Below are 14178 nucleotides of genomic sequence, written 5' to 3' on the forward strand. Positions count from 1 at the left end.
GACGCGAGTCTCAAACGGTGAGACTCGTCCGCATCAGACTGTCCACTCCGCGGGCCGCCATGGGACGCGCGACCAGGAAACCCTGCCCCCTGGTGCAGCCCATCTCGCGCAGCAGCTCAAGCTGCTCGGGCCGTTCGATGCCCTCGGCCACCACGGTGAGCCCGAGGTCGTGGCCCAGTCGCACGATCGTACGGGTGAGCAGGGTCAGCGTGTCGTCCCGGCCGAGCCCCGACACGAACGACGGGTCGATCTTGATCATGTCGACCGGGAGCTGCCGGAGGAAGGCCAGCGAGGCGTAGCCGGTGCCGAAGTCGTCGATCGCCAGCCGCACGCCCAGCGCGCGCAGCTCCGACAGCCGCCTGATGGTCTCCTCGGCGTCCTCGACGAGCATCTCCTCGATCACCTCAAGGGTGAGCGCGGAGGCGGGCAGGCCGCTCTCGGCCAGCGCCTGCTCGACGGTCTCGACGAAGCGGGGCGCGGTGATCTGCCGGGCCGACAGGTTGAGCGACAGGCCGATGTCCCAGGACGAGGCCCGCCAGGACGCCACCTCGCGGCACGCCTCGCGCAGGATCCACTCGCTCAGCGGCACGATCAGCCCGGTGTCCTCGGCCGGGCCGAGGAACTGCTCGGGCGGCACGAACACCGAGCCGCGCCACCACCGCACCAGCGCCTCGACCGCGGTCACCCGGGACGTGGCCAGGTCGACCACGGGCTGGTACTCGATGGCGAACTGCTGCTCGATGAGCGCCCGCTGCAGGTCGGCGGCCAGCTCCAGGCGGCGCACCACGTCGGCGTGCATCTGGGCGGCGAACACCTCGACCCGCCGCCCGCCCAGCTCCTTGGAACGCGCCATCGCCACATCGGCGTTGCGCATGAGGTCGCCGGCGGGCAGGCCGTCCTCGGTGAAGGCCACGCCCACGCTCGCGGTCAGCGCCACGTCGCGGTCGGCCACCCGGAACGGCTCCTGGGAGACCGCGCGCACCAGGCGCTCGGCCATGTCCACGGCCATCTGGGCGTCGCCGCCGGTCTCCACGAGCACGGCGAACTCGTCGCCGCCCCACCGGGCCAGCGTGTCGTCGGCGCGGACGGCCCCGCGCAGCCGCCGGGCGGCCTGGCCGAGCAGGTAGTCGCCGCTGGCGTGCCCCACCGAGTCGTTGACGGAGGTGAACCCGTCGAGGTCGAGGAAGATCACCGCGACGTTGCCGGACGTGCGGCCGGACAGCACCTCGCGGGTGCGCTCCTCGAAGTAGGCGCGGTTGGGCAGCCCGGTGACGCCGTCGTGGAAGGTCAGGTGGGCGACCTGGTTGCGCAGGGCCTCCTCGTCGCTGACGTCGCGGGTGGTGACGAGCATGAGGTCGTCGCCGCCGATGTGGCGGGTGGCGACGGACTCGGTGGGCCGCCAGGTGCCGTCGGCGGCGCGCACCCGGCAGGCGATCATGCAGGCGCCCGGCGCGGCGCCCTCCTCGTCGGTGGTCATGGCCCGCATCGCGGCCTGGATGCCCGGGACGTCCTCGGGGTGGATGTAGTCGAAGATCGAGCCGCCGACCAGCTCCTCGGGCGGGTAGCCGTACGTGACCTCGACGCCGGCGCCGATCTCGTGGACGACGCCCTCGTAGTCGCACAGCAGCACCACGTCGCCGGTGCTCTCGGCCAGCTCCCTGAGCTGCCGCTCGCCCAGCGAGACCAGGCCGCGCAGCCGGATGGACGCCGCCGAGAGCACGAACAGGCGTACGAGCAGGAGCAGCACCACGGAGACCGCGACCACCACGACGCCGGTCACCGGCTGCGCGGCCCGGGATCCCGCCAGGTGGGCCAGCAGCGTGCAGGCGGCCACGGCGACGAGCGCGAGCGGCATCATCGCGACCACGTTGCGCACGACCGGACCGCCGACCGGCCGCGCCCGCGGCCCCCAGGGCACGGCGGCCAGCAGCAGCAGCGCGACGGGCACGAGCATGACGGTCCACATGGGCGGCGCGTCGCCGGCCAGGCGGGCCATGGCGGCCGACAGGCCGCCGACGGTCATGGTGGCCAGCACGCCCACCCCGGCCAGGCCGAGCAGCCAGGAGCCGGCCCGGCTGGTGAGCACCGAGGGGATCACCCCGCAGGTGACGAGCAACGCGATCATCGGCGGCACCATGGCGAACGTGAACGTGGGCGCGTCGCCGGCGTCCTCGTAGTAGTGGCGCAGCGCCACCACCCAGCCGATGAGGAAGAGCGAGGCCGCGCACAGGTACGCGTCCGTGAGATGCCTCAACACGACCTTGGCCGGGAACCTGCGGTCGGCGGCGATCAGCGCGCCGCCCGCGATGATCACGGTGCCGAGCAGGACGAACAGGTCGGCGAAGCTGACGACGAAGCTGGTGGCGACCGCGCGGAGCGCCACGCCTGCGAGCCACACGACGGCGCCGCCGCCCATCCAGCGCGCGGCCATCGCCGTCGAGCGGTGTTCGGCCGACCTGACCGAGGCCACCAGCAGCGAGGCTGCGGCGACCAGGGCCGCCACACCGCCCGCCACGGCACCGGTCAGCACGGCCGGCCCGCCCGCGAGGAGCGCGGCGGCGAACGCCACCACTCCGGCCGCCCCTGCGGCGGCCAGCGGCGCCCGTGGATCACGCCAGCGGATCACAGTCGTTGCCCATCCTGTCTTGAACCCTGCACCAGTGACCGCCGAAGCCCGGCGGTCACATCGCCAGTGTGTGCGGTCGCGGATGCGCGGGTGGTGACAACGCCGATGTCGTCACCGATCTGATAACCACACAGACCAATTTCCGCCAAGAGTTCCTTGACAGCGAGTCAGGAACTCCCTGCAGACGCCACCGTACGCACGAAAGGTCACGGACCAGCCACGTTCCGGGATCCTCTCAATACGAGTCGGTAATGACGTTGATCAACTCTTCACCTGCGAGGTAGCGCCCGAGCTGCTCGCGGATCAGCCGGAGCGTGCGCCGCACGGAGGCGGGGGTGCTGCCCGCGATGTGCGGCGTGATCAGCACGCCCGGAGCGCTCCAAAGGGGGTGGCCCTCCGGCAGCGGCTCGGGCGCGGTGACGTCGAGCGCGGCGCGTAGCCTACCGGTTTTGAGCTCGGCGATCAGGGCTTCGGTGTCGACCACGCCGCCCCTGGCCGCGTTGACCAGGACGGCGCCGTCCTTCATGCGGGCCAGGAAGGCGGCGTCGACCATGCCCGCGGTGTCGGGCGTGGCGGGCACGAGCAGGACCACGACGTCGGCCGACGGCAGCAGCGCGGGCAGCTCCTCCATCGCGTGCACGCCCTCGCGCGCGCTCCTGGCCACCCGGACGACCTCGACCTCGAAGCCGCTCAGCCGCCGCTCGACCGCCGCGCCGATGGACCCGTGGCCGACGATGAGCACGGTGGAGTCGGCCAGCACGCCGGTGTGGTGGTAGGTCCACTCGCCGCGGCGCTGGGCGTCGGTGAACCCGGGGAACTCCCTGAGCACCGCGATCATCGCGCCGACCGCCCACTCGGCGGTGCCGGCGTCGTGCACGCCGCGGGCGTTGCACAGCACCACCCCTGCGGGCAGGTGCGGCCGGTACGGCTCCACCCCCGCGGTGACGGTCTGCACCAGCCGCAGCGAGCGCATCCGCGCCAGCGTCCCCGGCACGTCGGGCACCACGACCAGCGGCGGGATCCAGACCTCGACGTCCTCGACGCCGTCCGGCATGGCCGAGCCATCGTAGACAGTGCATTCGACGCCTGGAATGTCAGACAGGACATCCGCCGCCGCTTCGGACGGAACCCAGATCTTCATGCCGAGAACCTTACGACCCGCGGGGAAGTATGGAACACATGAGGAAGCTCTGGACGATCGTGCTCCTGGCCGCGCTCCCCGCCTGCTCGGCCGGCGGCCAGGCGCCGACGGCCGCGGACCCGACGGCCCCCGCCCCGGCGGCCTCCACCCCGGCGGCCCCGACGGCCTCGGTACCGACGGCCAGGGCGCCCCGCGCGCCCAAGGACGTGGCGACCGGCCTGGCCGTGCCGTGGGCGATCGCGTTCCTGCCCGGCGGGGACGCCCTGGTCACCGAGCGGGACACCGCCAGGCTGCTGCGCGTCACCCCGGCGGGCAGGGTCACCGAGGTCGCCCGGATCGCCGACGCGCGGCCCGGCGGCGAGGGCGGCCTGCTGGGCGTGGCGGTCAAGGACCGGCAGGTCTTCCTGTACTACACCGCCGAGCAGGACAACCGGATCGTCCGCTACCGGCTCGGCGGCGACGGCTCCGGCGGTCTGTCCGACGAGCGGCTCCTCGTGCAGGGCATCCCCAAGGGCGGCATCCACAACGGCGGCCGGCTCGCCGTCGGCCCCGACGGCTACCTGTACGCCACCACCGGCGAGACCGGCGACCGCGGCCTGGCCCAGCGGCGCGACTCGCTCGGCGGCAAGATCCTGCGCATGACCGTGGACGGCGCCCCCGCCCCCGGCAACCCGTTCGGCACGCTCGTCTACAGCTACGGCCACCGCAACGTCCAGGGCCTGGCCTGGGACACCGCGGGCCGCCTGTACGCCTCCGAGTTCGGCGCCGACACCTACGACGAGATCAACCTGGTCCGGCCGGGCGCCAACTACGGCTGGCCGGTGGTCGAGGGCAAGGGGAAGGACGCCAGGTTCGTCAACCCCATCGTCACCTGGTCCACCGGCGAGGCGTCCCCGTCCGGCATGGCGTACGCGGACGGCGCCCTGTGGGTGGGCACGCTGCGCGGCCAGCGGCTGTGGCAGGTGCCGCTGGCCCGGGACGGCTCGCCGGGCGCGCCCGTGGCCCACTACGCCGGCCGCTACGGCAGGCTGCGCGCGGTCACCGCGGCGCCCGGCGGCGGCCTGTGGGTGAGCACCAGCAACAAGGACGGCCGCGGCTCACCGCGCCCCGGCGACGACCGGATCCTGGCGGTCGCCACGTCCTAGCCGCACTGGCCTGGGCGTGCCGGCCTGGGCGTGCCGGCCTGGGCGTGCCGGCCTGGGCGTGCCGGCCTGGGCGTGCCGGCCTGGGCGTGCCGGCCTGGGCGTACTGGCCTAGCCGGCCGTGCCACAGGTGAGTGCGGTCTGCGGCCGGTACTTGGTGACCAGTTTCTTGTCCTTCTTCACGATCTCGCCGTCCTTGTGGAACACGCGGGTGACGTCGATCGTGAAGCCCTGCTGGCCGGTGGCGGGCACGCAGCCCGGCTCGGCGCTGGTCGCCCGGCCGAACGGCTTGAAGTCGCGCCGCTCGGACTCGACCGCCTCGACCTTGTCGTACCGCTTGGTGCTCCACAGGGTGACGCTGACCGTCGTGGCGGTGGTGGCGGTCTTGATCAGCACGCCGTACTCGGAGTCGTTGCGCCACTTGAGGTCGCGGTCGGGGTAGAGCAGCGCCACGTCGCGCCCGGCCGGGTAGGAGGGCGCGTAGTAGTCCATGGGCTCGTGCTCGACCAGGTCGAAGCCGCCGAGGAAGGCCGCGTTGTACATGGTGGTGGCGAACTGGGAGACGCCGCCGCCGACGATGTCCACCATCCGGCCGCCGACGATCTGGCCGGCCCGGACGTAGCCGTCCTCGATCGTGCGCTCGCCGGTCACCTCGTTGAGCGAGAGCGTCTCGCCCGGCTTGACCAGCCTGCCGTCGAGCTCCTGGGCCATGCGGCGGATGTTGGTGACGCGCGGCGGGCAGCAGTCGAAGGTCGTGCTGAAGGTGCCGACGTTCTCCTTGATGCCGAGGCCGCGGATCTGGCTCGTGGTGACCTCCGGGGTGACCACGCCCAGCTTGACCTCGACGGTCCGCGGGCCCGTGGAGGCGAGCAGCTTCTCGACGTCGCGGGCCAGCAGCTTGGCGTTCACGCCGCGGCCCTTGCGCGCGGGCACCAGCACCGGCTTGTCGCCGACGATCTGGTACGTCGCGTCGCGCGGCTGCTGGGTGGCGTCCACGAGGCTGTTCTCCACCGGCGCGAGCGCGGCCTCGGCGTCGAACTCGGGGACGAGCCCGCCGTCGCCGTCCGGCACGTAGGTCAGGTGGGCGGCGATCATGGCGGGGGTGAGCTGGGCCTGCTTGCCGGCAAGGGTCAGCGTGACGGGCGCGGAGACGGCCTTCCTGGCCGCGGCCAGGGCCGACTCTACGCTCTCGGCCGAGGTGGCGGGCTTGGCCGGGCGCATGGAGAGCACCACGGCGCCGCCGCCGCGCAGGAACGCCTCGCCGATCCGGCGCACGGCGTCGTCGCGGTCGAGGAGCACGCCCTCCTCGGGCATGCGGGCCTTGGGCTCCAGCCCCGAGAAGGTCACCCTGCCCTCGCGGGCCTGCTTGTCCACGCCTTCCGCCAGGCCCTCGACGGTCCTGGTGAGCTGGGAGGAGTCGATGGTGATCTTGGGCGGGACGTCGGTCGTGCCGGTCAGGCCGCGCCAGACCTCGACCGGGCCGGGGAAGCCGCTGGGGGCCTGGCCGATGGTGCCGACCACGTCGAGTTCGAGGCCGGCCTCGTCGGGCTGGACGGTGTCCTTCTTGCCGTTGATGTTCACCGTGACCGGCCGGCTGAGCCTGGGGCCCAGCTCGGTGCGCAGCTTGTCGGCCGCCTGGGTGACGGTCAGGCCGCCGATCTCCACGCCGCCCACCCGGGTGCCGCGCAGCACGGCTCCCGACATCATCACGGCCGGCACCACGTACGCCAGCGTGGCCAGGACGAGCACCAGCACCAGCACCCCGGGCAGCAGGCGGCGCCGGCGGACGGGCTCCGGCTCGAAGGCGGGCGACCGGTCGCCGCCGCTCCCCCCGAACACGGGGGCGGGTCCGGCGGGGTCCTTGTCCTTCATCGGCCACGGCTGCGCGGGCGGCGCCTTCGGTGGCAGCGCGCCCCCGGTCTGACCGCCGGGCGCGCTCGGTCCTGGGGCCGGCCGGGGCTCCTGCTGGTCCTGCGGGCCGAAGATGTCACGGGACACGCCCGGAGGTAATCCTTCGATCCGCGGCTTCTTGGAGACACCCGACGTGGGCATCGGCACCGAGGCGAACGGGTCCGTCGGTGATTCGATCGGTCCGGCGTTTCGCACGCCTCAATCTCCTCCCGGTCCGCAGCCAAGTCTCAGGCAACAGTAAGGCACGAGTATCCGACTATGTCACCAGAAACGAATACGGAAGTGTGTCAACCTAGCCACCGGTAGCGATGTTCCGGCCGTCCGGCGGTGCCGTACCTGGGGTGGAGCTCGGCCCGGCCGGACGCGCACAGGTGCTCCAGGTACCGCCGCGCGCTCACCCTCGACAGGCCCGTGAGCTCGGCCGTCTCGGCGGCCGACAGGTCGCGCCCGGCCTCGCGCAGCGCCTGCGCCACCAGCGCGCAGGTGGCCGGCGACAGGCCCTTGGGCACCGGGACGGGCTGCTGGGGCGCGCCGAACAGGCGGTCCACGTCGTCCTGGCGGGCCTGGGGGCCGATGGCGGTGAGCCGCCTGCGGGTGTCGGCGTACTGGCGCAGGCGTTCGGTGAGCGCGGCGGCGGTGAACGGCTTGATCAGGTAGTTGACCGCGCCGCCGCGCATGGCCTCCCTGACCGTGGCGACGTCGCGGGCGGCGCTGATCATCAGGACGTCCACGTCGTCGATGGCCTTGAGCACCTCCAGGCCGGACAGGTCGGGCAGGTAGATGTCGAGCAGCACCAGGTCGGGCCGGAGCTCGGCCACGGCGGCGAGCGCGTCGGCCCCGGTGTGCGCCACGGCGACGACCTCGAAGCCGGGCACGCGGGCGACGTACCCGCTGTGGATCCGGGCGACCATGAAGTCGTCGTCCACCACCAGGACCCGTACGTCGTTCACGCCCGGGCCTCGGCGGGCAGCAGGGCGGTGAAGACGGCGCCGCCGGCGTTGCGCACCCGGACCCAGCCGCCGCGGCGCAGGCACGCCTGCCGGGTCAGCGCCAGGCCCAGGCCGCGCGGCCCCGACAGGGCGGCCTTCGTCGTGAACCCCTCCCTGAAGACCTCCTCCACCAGCTCGGGGGTGATGCCGGGCCCCGAGTCGCCGACGCGGACGTGCAGGCCCTCGGCGTCGGCCACGACCGAGACCTCGATCGTGCCGCCCGCGCCGTCGAGCGCGTCGATCGCGTTGGCGACCAGGTTCCCGACCACCAGGACGGCGTCCTGCGGGTCGCCGAGCGCGCCCTCCGGCACGGCGGAGTCCTCGGCCAGCACCAGCCGCGCCCCGCGCTCGGCCGCCTCCGCCGACTTGGCCAGCAGCAGCGCGGCCAGCGTGGGGTCCTGGACGCGTTCGCGCAGGCCGGTGGCGTACGCGCCGGCCGTGGTGCGGGTGATGAAGCCGATCGCGGCCTCGTGCTCGCCGAGCTCCAGCAGGCCGACGACGGTGTGCATGCGGTTGGCGAACTCGTGGGCCTGGGCGCGCAGGGCCTCGGTGGCGCTGCTGGTGTCGTCCAGCTCGCGGGCCAGGCGGACCAGCTCGGTGCGGTCGCGCAGGGTGACGACCCAGCCGCGGTGCCGGCCGCGTACCGCGACCGGGGTCCTGTTGAGCACCAGCACGCGCTCGCCGTGCAGCACCACGCGGTCCTCGCCCGGGTCGGCGCCGGTCAGCACGTCGCGCATGCGCTCGGAGACCGGCATGCTCGTCACGTCGGTCCCGAGGTCGCCGAGCAGGTCGCGGGCCGCGTCGTTGACCAGCGTGACCCGTCCGGCCAGGTCGAGGGCGAGCACGCCCTCCTTCACGCCGTGCAGCACGCCCTCGCGCTGCTCCAGCAGCGCGGCGATCTCGCGCGGCTCCAGCCCGAACGTCTGCCTGCGCACCCGGGCGGTGATCAGTGCGGCCAGCGCCAGGCCGGCCAGCAGCACGGCCAGCGCGGTCCAGATCAGCGGCGGCAGCGCGCCCCCGAGCTGGCCGGTGACCGTGGTCTGGAGCACGCCGACCGACACCAGGCCGATGACGTTGCCGTATTCGTCGCGGATGGGGGTCTTGCCCCGGACCGTGGTGCCGATCGTGCCCGTCTCGGTGCCGACCCAGCTCCGGCCCGTACGCAGGACCGCGGTGCCGTCGGTGGACAGCCGCTTGCCGATCAGGGCGGCGTTGGGATGGGCGTAGCGCTTCTGCTCGGCGTTGGCGATGGCCACGTAGTCGGCTCCGGTCTCGTGCTGGACGCTGAGCGCCAGCGGTTGCAGCACCGACTCCGGGTTCTCCAGCCGGAAGGCGTCGCGCACCTGCGGAAGGGCGGCCACCGACTGGGCGATGGCCAGGGCGCGCTGCTGGTGCAGCGCGTCGAGCTGCTCCCTCGTGTGCCCCGCCCACACGCCTGCCGTGCCGCCGACGGCGAGCAGCACGATCACCATCTGGAGCACGAACAACTGGGTGCCGAGGGGGGCGTCGGTAACCCTGCGCACGCCCACATGGAAACAAAGCCAGGTCACGGCCAGGTCGCGACCAATACGACCACTATGACGGCAATCGCCCAAAGCCTCGACCAGGCGGGGAACGGGCATCACCATCGCAGGCCAACGACTGTGCGAATCCCCCCTTGGAGTGATCATGCGCTTGCGCGTATTCGCCGCCGCCCTGGCGGCACTCTCCGTCGCCGCCCTGTCCGGCTGCGGCGAGACCGGCGCCTCCGGCGGCGACGGCTCCCTGCGGATCATGGCCCCCGCGGCGGCCGGCGGCGGCTGGGACCAGACCGCCCGCACGGCCGAGCAGGCGCTCAAGACGGCCGACCCCAAGCGCAAGGTCGAGGTCTACAACGTGCCGGGCGCGGGCGGCACGATCGGCCTGGCCCAGCTCGCCGGCGAGAAGGGCAACGGCAACCTGCTGATGACCATGGGCCTGGTCATGGTGGGCGCGATAGAGCAGAACAAGTCGAAGGTCACCCTGGCCGAGACCACCCCCATCGCCAAGCTGACCGAGGAGTACGAGATCGTCGTGGTCCCGGCCGACTCCCCGTTCAAGACGCTGGCCGACCTGGTCGCCGCGTGGAAGGCCGACCCGGCGAAGGTCTCCGTCGCGGGCGGCTCGGCGGGCGGCACCGACCACATCGTGGCCGGGCTGATGGCCAAGGCCGCGGGCGTGGACCCCAAGCAGGTCAACTACATCGCCCACTCCGGCGGCGGCGAGGCGCTGAACGCGCTGCTGGGCAGCAAGGTCAGCGCGGGCATCTCGGGCGTCGGCGAGTTCGCCGAGCACGTGAAGTCCGGCAAGCTGCGGGCGCTGGCCGTCAGCAGCGGCTCGCGGGTGGCCGGCCTCGACGCGCCGACGCTGAAGGAGGGCGGCCTTGACGTCGAGCTGGCCAACTGGCGCGGCTTCGTCGCCCCCGGCGGCCTGGACGACGCCGCCAGGAAGTCCCTCACCGACCTGGTCACCAAGATGCACGACTCCCAGCCCTGGAAGGACGCCGTCGCCAAGAACGGCTGGATCGACTCCTTCCAGACCGGGCAGCAGTTCGCCGACTACCTGAAGTCCGAGGAGACCAAGGTCAAGGGCATCATCGCCGAAATGGGGCTCGTGTCCTGATGGCTCGCCGGTGGCGGCCCGAACTCGGGCTGGCGGTCGTGGTGCTCGGGCTGGGCGTATTCGTGATGGTCGGCACGCTCGACGTCTCGGCCGCGGCCTCCCAGCTCGGCCTCGGGCCGCGCTTCTTCCCCATGCTGGTCGGCGCGGCCATGGTGCTGATCGGTCTGTTCTACGTGATCGACGTGCTGCGCGGCGGCGCCGGCGACCCCGAGGAGAGCGAGGACGTGGACGCGGACGCGCCCACCGACTGGCGCAGCGTCGGCCTGGTCAGCGGCGTCTTCCTGGCCTTCGCCACGCTCCTCGACGTGCTGGGCTGGGTCATCGGCGCGAGCCTGCTGTTCTTCGGCCTGTCGGTCGTGCTCGGGGCCGAGCACAAGCTGCGGGCCGCCGTGGTGGCCGTGGTCCTCGGCGTGACGACGTACCTGCTGTTCGTCAAGGGGCTCGGCGTCTCGCTGCCGGCCGGCCCGCTGGGCGGGGTGATCTGAGATGGGCTCGTTCCAGCTCCTCATGGACGGCTTCGCCGCCGCCCTCACCCCCGTCAACCTCCTGTACGCCCTGATCGGCGTCACCCTCGGCACCCTGGTCGGCGTGCTGCCCGGCATCGGGCCCGCGATGACCGTGGCGCTGCTGCTGCCGATCACCTTCACCGTGCCGCCGGCCAGCGCGTTCATCATGTTCGCCGGCATCTACTACGGCGGCATGTACGGCGGCTCGACCACCTCCATCCTGCTCAACACGCCCGGCGAGTCGTCCTCCATGATCACCGCCCTGGAGGGCAACAAGATGGCCAGGCGCGGGCGGGCGGCGCAGGCCCTGGCCACGGCGGCGGTCGGGTCGTTCGTGGCGGGCACGATCGCCACCGCGCTGCTGGTGGTGGCCGCGCCCGCCGTGGTGAGCTTCGCGATCTCGTTCGGTCCCGAGGACTACTTCGCGCTGGCGATCCTGGCCTTCACCGCCGTGTCGTCGGTGCTGTCCCGCTCGGTCGTGCGCGGGCTGGCCTCCCTCGGGCTGGGGCTGGTGATCGGGCTGATCGGCATCGACCAGCAGACCGGTCAGGCGCGGCTCACGCTGGGCGTCCCGCAACTGCTCGACGGCATCGACGTGGTGATCGTCGCGGTCGGCCTGTTCGCGGTCGGCGAGGCCCTGTACGTGGCCTCCCGGCTGCGGCACGCCGCCCCCGAGGTGGTGCCCGTGGGCCGGGCGTGGATGGGCCGCGCCGACTGGCGGCGCTCCTGGCTGCCGTGGCTGCGCGGGACCGCGCTCGGGTTCCCGTTCGGCGCGCTGCCCGGCGGAGGTGCGGAGATCCCCACGTTCCTGTCGTACGCGGCCGAGAAGCGCCTGGCCAAGGGCATCGCCAAGGAGGAGTACGGCAAGGGCGCCATCGAGGGCGTCGCGGGCCCGGAGGCGGCCAACAACGCCTCGGCCGCCGGGACCCTGGTCCCGCTGCTCACGCTGGGCCTGCCCACGTCGGCCACGGCCGCCATCCTGCTGGCCGCCTTCCAGCAGTACGGCCTCCAGCCCGGCCCGCAGCTCTTCGACCACAACCCGGCGCTGGTGTGGGCGATGATCGCCTCGCTGTTCGTCGGCAACACGATGCTGCTCGTGCTGAACCTGCCGCTGGCGCCGCTGTGGGCCCGCGTCCTGCGCATCCCCCGGCCGTACCTGTACGCCGGGATCGTGCTGTTCGCCGCGCTCGGCGTCTACGCCCTGAACGGCACCGTCGTGGACCTGTTCGTCCTGTACGTCCTCGGCCTGCTCGGGTTCTCCATGCGCCGCTTCGGCCTGCCCGTCGCGCCCGCGGTGATCGGCATGATCCTCGGGCCGATGGCCGAGATCCAGCTCCGTCGCGCGCTCGCCATCGGCGCGGGCGACGTGGGGGTGCTGGTCCGCAGCCCGATCGCCGCCGTGCTCCTCGCCCTGGCCCTGCTCGCGCTGCTCACGCCGGTGTTGCGGCGGCTGATGGCACGCCGGGGCGTCGATGCGGTCACACCCGTGTCACGCGAGGACTGACCGGCCCGCCCGCCGGGAACGTCGCCCGGTGGTTCTTGGGACCCGCCTTCCGCCGGCACGACACGCGGAAGGCACGGCGCCCCTTCGGCGCCCCTTCGGTGGCCCCTTGGTGGCCCCTCGGTGGCCCCTCGGTGGCCCCGCCGATATGTCCGGATCGGCGGGACCACCAGGGCTCCGCCGCACGTGCGCGGATCCGCGGGACCGCCAGGGGCCCCGCGGATGAACCGCGCCTACTCCGAGACGCCCAGCTTCTCCAGGATGAGCTGCCGGGCGCGGGCCGCGTCGGCCTTGCCGCGGCTGGCCTTCATCACGCCGCCCACCAGCGCACCGGCGGCGGCGACCTTCCCGGACCGCACCTTCTCGGCCGCGTCCGCGTTGTCGGCCAGCACCTGGTCGATGATCGCCGACAGCTCGCCCTCGTCGTTGACGATCTGCAGGCCGCGCGCCTCGACCACCTCGTCGGGCGTGCCCTCACCGGCCAGCACGCCTTCGAGCACCTCCCGGGCGAGCTTGTCGTTGAGCGCGCCCGAGGCCACCAGCTCGGTGACCCTGGCGATCTGGCCGGGCGTGATGGGCAGCTCGGCCAGCGCGACGCCGCTCTCGTTGGCGCGCCGCGCCAGCTCGCCCATCCACCACTTGCGCGCGTCGGCCGCCGGGGCGCCGGCCGCGACCGTGGCCTCGACCAGGTCGATCGCGTCGGCGTTGTGCATGGCCTGCATGTCGAGGTCGGACAGACCCCACTCGGCCTGCAGCCGCTTGCGCTTGACCGACGGCAGCTCGGGCAGCGCCGCCTTCAGCTCGGCCACCCACGCCGGGTCGGGCTCGATCGGCACCAGGTCGGGCTCCGGGAAGTACCGGTAGTCCTGGGCCTCCTCCTTGGACCGGCCGGACGTGGTGGTGCCGGTGTCCTCGTGGAAGTGCCGCGTCTCCTGGATGATCTTGCCGCCCTCGGCGAGGACCCCCGCCTGGCGCTCGATCTCGCTGCGCACCGCCCGCTCGACGCTGCGCAGCGAGTTGACGTTCTTGGTCTCGGTGCGGGTGCCCCACTCCGACGCCCCGCGCGGCATGAGCGAGACGTTGACGTCGCAGCGCAGCGAGCCCTCCTCCATGCGCACGTCGGACACGCCGAGCGAGCGCATGATCTCGCGCAGCTCGGTGACGTACGCCCTGGCCACCTCCGGCGCGAGCCGGTCGGTGCCCGGGATGGGCTTGGTGACGATCTCCACCAGCGGGATGCCCGCGCGGTTGTAGTCGACGATCGAGTAGTCGGCCCCGTGGATGCGCCCGGTCGCGCCGCCCACGTGGGTGGACTTGCCGGTGTCCTCCTCCAGGTGCACGCGCTCGATCTCGATGCGCACGGTCTCGCCGTTGACCTCGACGTCGACGTAGCCGTCGAAGCAGAGCGGCTCGTCGTACTGGGAGATCTGGTAGTTCTTCGGCATGTCCGGATAGAAGTAGTTCTTCCGGGCGAAGCGGCACCATTCGGCGATCGAGCAGTTCAGCGCCAGGCCGATGCGGATCGTCGACTCGATGGCCATGGCGTTGGCCACCGGCAGCGAACCCGGCAGCGCCAGGCAGGTCGGGCAGACCTGGGTGTTGGCCGGGGCGCCGAAGGCGGTCTTGCAGCCGCAGAACATCTTCGACTTGGTGCCGAGCTCGACGTGCGTCTCCAGCCCGAGCACCGGCTCGAACCTGTCGAGCGCTTCGTCATAGACCATG

The 14178-nt window shown here is 72.8% G+C and carries 10 protein-coding genes; 4 read left to right on the forward strand and 6 right to left on the reverse strand.

The genetic code is table 11. The annotated features are described in order from the left end of the window. Positions 1–10 precede the first annotated feature (10 nt). Entirely contained in the window at positions 11–2626 is a 2616-nt protein-coding gene (locus tag ACIBST_RS16880) for a putative bifunctional diguanylate cyclase/phosphodiesterase (protein ID WP_397172537.1), read from the reverse strand. Positions 2627–2861: 235 nt separating this feature from the next. Continuing rightward, positions 2862–3680 carry a 2-hydroxyacid dehydrogenase gene (locus ACIBST_RS16885; RefSeq protein ID WP_397172538.1) on the reverse strand — a complete coding sequence of 273 codons (819 nt, stop codon included), beginning with the start codon at positions 3678–3680 and terminating at the stop codon, positions 2862–2864. 116 nt (positions 3681–3796) lie between these two features. On the opposite strand from ACIBST_RS16885, the gene ACIBST_RS16890 reads away from it, so the two are divergent. Continuing rightward, positions 3797–4912: a PQQ-dependent sugar dehydrogenase gene (locus tag ACIBST_RS16890; protein WP_397172540.1), complete on the forward strand. Its 1116-nt coding sequence runs from the start codon at positions 3797–3799 to the stop codon at positions 4910–4912. Positions 4913–5020: 108 nt separating this feature from the next. Here ACIBST_RS16890 and ACIBST_RS16895 read toward each other — a convergent pair whose 3' ends face one another. The 3 genes from ACIBST_RS16895 to ACIBST_RS16905 form a co-directional block, all read right to left on the reverse strand. After that, positions 5021–6907: a VanW family protein gene (locus ACIBST_RS16895; protein ID WP_397172542.1), complete on the reverse strand. Its 1887-nt coding sequence runs from the start codon at positions 6905–6907 to the stop codon at positions 5021–5023. A 200-nt stretch (positions 6908–7107) separates the two neighbouring features. Next, complete coding sequence (locus tag ACIBST_RS16900) at positions 7108–7770, reverse strand: response regulator (RefSeq protein ID WP_397172544.1); 663 nt, start codon at positions 7768–7770, stop codon at positions 7108–7110. Next, positions 7767–9332 (reverse strand): ATP-binding protein, encoded by a 1566-nt coding sequence (locus ACIBST_RS16905; RefSeq protein WP_397172546.1) that lies wholly within the window; start codon positions 9330–9332, stop codon positions 7767–7769. Before ACIBST_RS16905 ends, ACIBST_RS16900 begins: the two co-directional genes overlap by 4 nt. A gap of 145 nt (positions 9333–9477) precedes the next feature. Between ACIBST_RS16905 and ACIBST_RS16910 the strand changes: the two genes are divergently transcribed. Genes ACIBST_RS16910 through ACIBST_RS16920 form a run of 3 tightly spaced genes read left to right on the forward strand, consistent with a single transcriptional unit; the run spans position 9478 to position 12459 of the window. After that, a complete protein-coding gene (locus tag ACIBST_RS16910) occupies positions 9478–10449 on the forward strand; it encodes a tripartite tricarboxylate transporter substrate binding protein (RefSeq protein WP_397172548.1) in 972 nt (323 codons plus the stop codon). After that, the gene (locus ACIBST_RS16915; RefSeq protein ID WP_397172549.1) at positions 10449–10934 is read left to right on the forward strand and encodes a tripartite tricarboxylate transporter TctB family protein; all 486 of its coding nucleotides are present in this window, start codon (positions 10449–10451) and stop codon (positions 10932–10934) included. The genes ACIBST_RS16910 and ACIBST_RS16915 overlap by 1 nt, the downstream gene beginning before the upstream one ends. Position 10935: 1 nt before the next feature. Next, positions 10936–12459 carry a tripartite tricarboxylate transporter permease gene (locus ACIBST_RS16920; protein ID WP_397172551.1) on the forward strand — a complete coding sequence of 508 codons (1524 nt, stop codon included), beginning with the start codon at positions 10936–10938 and terminating at the stop codon, positions 12457–12459. A 230-nt stretch (positions 12460–12689) separates the two neighbouring features. Here the strand turns inward: ACIBST_RS16920 and gatB are convergent, their stop codons facing one another. Then, on the reverse strand, positions 12690–14177 hold the full coding sequence (gatB, locus tag ACIBST_RS16925; protein WP_397172594.1) for an Asp-tRNA(Asn)/Glu-tRNA(Gln) amidotransferase subunit GatB: 1488 nt from the start codon (positions 14175–14177) through the stop codon (positions 12690–12692). Between the last annotated feature and the right edge of the window lies 1 nt (position 14178).

This window comes from Nonomuraea sp. NPDC049684, from assembly GCF_044465345.1.
GTDB lineage: Bacteria > Actinomycetota > Actinomycetes > Streptosporangiales > Streptosporangiaceae > Nonomuraea.